The organism is Streptomyces sp. NPDC013455, assembly GCF_040632975.1.
Classification (GTDB): domain Bacteria; phylum Actinomycetota; class Actinomycetes; order Streptomycetales; family Streptomycetaceae; genus Streptomyces.
Genome location: NZ_JBEYCX010000063.1, coordinates 1 through 3,362, shown reverse-complemented (window position 1 = coordinate 3,362; position 3,362 = coordinate 1). Strand labels below are relative to the sequence as shown.

At 74.2% G+C, this 3,362-nt stretch carries 2 protein-coding genes; both read left to right on the top strand.

Annotated elements, in window-relative coordinates:
* Positions 1-1,398 (top strand): SDR family NAD(P)-dependent oxidoreductase (locus tag ABZ576_RS34255; protein ID WP_360749992.1); only part of this gene is annotated, 1,398 nt, incomplete at its 5' end.
* A gap of 121 nt (positions 1,399-1,519) precedes the next feature.
* Positions 1,520-3,362 (top strand): type I polyketide synthase (locus tag ABZ576_RS34250; RefSeq protein WP_360749989.1); only part of this gene is annotated, 1,843 nt, incomplete at its 3' end.

The following is a 3,362-nucleotide window of genomic DNA, read 5'->3' as shown; positions in this document are numbered from 1 at the left end:
TACGTGCCGCGGCTGGCGCGTGTCGCCCCGGGGGACGGCTCGGCGCGGCCGGTGCCGGACCCGGAGGGCACGGTGCTGATCACCGGCGGCACCGGGACGCTGGGCGCCGAGATCGCCCGGCACCTGGTGGACCGGCACGGGGCACGCCACCTCGTGCTCGCCGGCCGGCGCGGGCCGGAGGCGGACGGGGCGCGGGAGCTGGTGGCCGAGCTGGAGGCGCGGGGCGCCGGGGTGTCGGTGGTCGCCTGTGATGTCACCGACCGGGAGGCGGTCGCCGCACTGCTGGCTTCCGTGCCGGACGCGCACCCGCTGACCGCCGTGGTCCATGCGGCCCGCGTCTTCGACGCCGGCGTGATCGGGGAGATGGACCAGGACCGGGTGGCCCGGGTCCTCGCCCCGAAGGTGACCGGGGTACGGCACCTGGACGAGCTGACCCGCGAACTCGCTCCCGACCTCGCCATGTTCGTCCTGGTCTCCTCCGCCTCCTCCGTCTTCCTGGGCGCGGGCACCGGCGGCTACGCGGCGGCCAACGCCTATCTCGACGCGGTGGCCCACCAGCGCCGGGCGGCCGGTCTGCCCGCCGTCTCGCTGGCCTGGGGACCCTGGGAGACGGCGGGCGGCCGGGGCGCCGGCACCGCGGAGACCGTACGGAACCGGACCGGCCGGCGCGGAGGTGTCGTACCGCTCACGCCGGCGGAGGGGATGGAGCTGCTCGACGCCGCTCTGCCGGCGGGCGAGGCGCTGGTGGTGCCCGTCAAACTGGACCTGCGGGCGCTGCGTGCCGACGCCGCGCTGGGTGGCGGGGTCGCACCGCTGCTGCGGGCCCTGGTGCGCACCGGCCGGAAGGCCGCACGGGCGGGCGCCGGGGACTCCGGCGGACTCGCCCGCCGACTGGCCGCGCTGTCCCCGGCCGAGCGGGAGACCCTGCTGCTGGAGCTGGTCCAGGGCCAGGTGGCCACCGTCCTCGGGCACACCGGACCGGACCAGGTCAGGGCCGAATCCGCCTTCAAGGACGCCGGCTTCGACTCCCTCACCTCCGTCGAACTGCGCAACCGCCTCCGTGAGGCCACCGGACTGAACCTGTCCGCCACCGCCGTCTTCGACTATCCGACACCCCTCGCCCTCGCCCGCCACCTGCTCGAACGGCTGGCCCCGGACGGCGATGCCACCCCTGCCACCCATCCCCTGCTCGCCGAACTCAGCAAGCTGGAAACCCTGTTGGCCGACACCGCCCCCGACGACGCCACCCGCACCCAGGTCGCCACCCGACTCCAGGGCCTGCTGTCCACCTGGTCCACGGCGAACGGCACCGAGCAGGACGCCGCGGACGGTCTCGACTTCGACTCCGCCTCCGACGACGAACTCTTCGAACTCATCGACACCGAGTTCGGCAATTAGCCGGGCACCGGCCGGGCTGCCCGTCACCAGGCGCCGGGCAGCCCGGACCGCGCCGCACGCCCACCCCCACGCCCGCCCGCAGTCCACCTGACGCCTTAGCCCCACTAGGAGCTGACCCGCAATGGCGGATGAAAGCAAGCTTCGCGACTACCTCAAGCGCGTACTCGCCGACGCGCGCCGCTCCCAGCAACGCGTCCGTGAACTTGAGGCCGAGAAGGCGGAGCCGATCGCGATCGTGGGCATGGCGTGCCGGCTGCCCGGCGGGGTGACCGACCCCGAGGACCTGTGGCGACTCGTCCGCGAACGCGGCGACGGGGTCTCACGGTTCCCCACCGACCGGGGCTGGGACCTGGACGAACTGTTCGACGCCGACCCCGACAAGACGGGCAAGTCCTACGTCGACCAGGGCGGGTTCCTGCACGACGCGGCCCTGTTCGACGCCGGTCTCTTCGGTATCTCGCCGCGCGAGGCCGTGGCCATGGACCCGCAGCAGCGGCTGCTGCTGGAGATGTCGTGGGAGGCGCTGGAGCGGGCCGGCCTCGACGCGACGACGCTCAAGGGCTCCGACGTCGGCGTCTTCGTCGGCGTGATCAACGAGGGCTACGCGACCGGCGGCCCGGTCCCGCCCGAGCTGGAAGGCTTCACCGGCACGGGCACCACCGGAAGCGTGGCCTCGGGACGCATCTCGTACGTCTTCGGCCTCGAAGGCCCGGCGGTGACCGTGGACACCGCCTGCTCCTCCTCCCTGGTCGCCATGCACCTCGCCGCGCAGGCCCTGCGGCGCGGGGAGTGCTCCATGGCCCTGGCCGGCGGTGCCACCGTCATGGCCGGCCCCGGCATGTTCATGCAGTTCTCGCGGCAGCGGGCGCTGGCCGCCGACGGCCGCTGCAAGTCGTACGCGGACGCGGCCGACGGCACCGGCTGGGCCGAGGGCGCGGGAGTCGTCGTACTGGAACGGCTCTCCGACGCCCGCCGCAAGGGCCACCGGGTCCTCGCCGTCGTCCGCGCCTCCGCCGTCAACCAGGACGGCGCCTCCAACGGACTCACCGCCCCCAACGGCCCCTCCCAGCAACGCGTCATCCGCAAGGCACTGGCCGAGGCCGGACTGACCCCGGCGGACGTCGACGTGGTCGAGGGCCACGGCACCGGCACGGTCCTCGGCGACCCCATCGAGGCCCAGGCCCTGCTCGCCACCTACGGACAGGACCGCGAACGACCGCTGTGGCTCGGCTCGTTGAAGTCGAACGTCGGCCACACCCAGGCCGCCGCCGGCGTGGCCGGTGTGATCAAGATGATCCAGTCGATGCGGTACGGAGTCCTCCCCGCCACCCTGCACGTCGACACCCCCTCCTCCCAGGTCGACTGGTCGGCCGGCGCCATCGAGCTGCTGACCGAAGAGCGCGAATGGCCCCGGACCGGCCGCCCTCGCCGGGCCGGCGTCTCCTCCTTCGGCGTCAGCGGCACCAATGCCCACCTCATCCTCGAAGAGGCCCCGGACGAGCCCGCCGGGGACCCGGCGGCCGCGCCCGACGGCGCGGTCCCGCTCGTGGTCCCGCTCGTCGTCTCGGCCGCGTCCGAAGGAGCGCTCGCGGGTCAGGCCGGGCGTCTCGCGACCCACACCACGGACACGGACACGCCACTCGCGCAGATCGCCACCGCGCTCGTCACCCGGCGGGCCCTGCTGTCCGAGCGGGCCGTCATCGTCGCCGGCTCCCGCGACGAAGCCGTGACCGCGCTGAGCGCACTGGCGAACGGCGAGAACAGTCCCGCCCTGGTGACCGGCGCCGCGCAGTCCACCGGGCGGACGGTGCTGGTGTTCCCCGGGCAGGGCTCGCAGTGGCTCGGCATGGGCCGTGAACTGCTGGAGACCTCTCCGGTGTTCGCGGAGCGGGTCGAGGAGTGCGCCCGGGCCCTGGAGCCGTGGACGGACTGGGACGTGAAGGCGGTCTTGCGGGGTGAGGTCG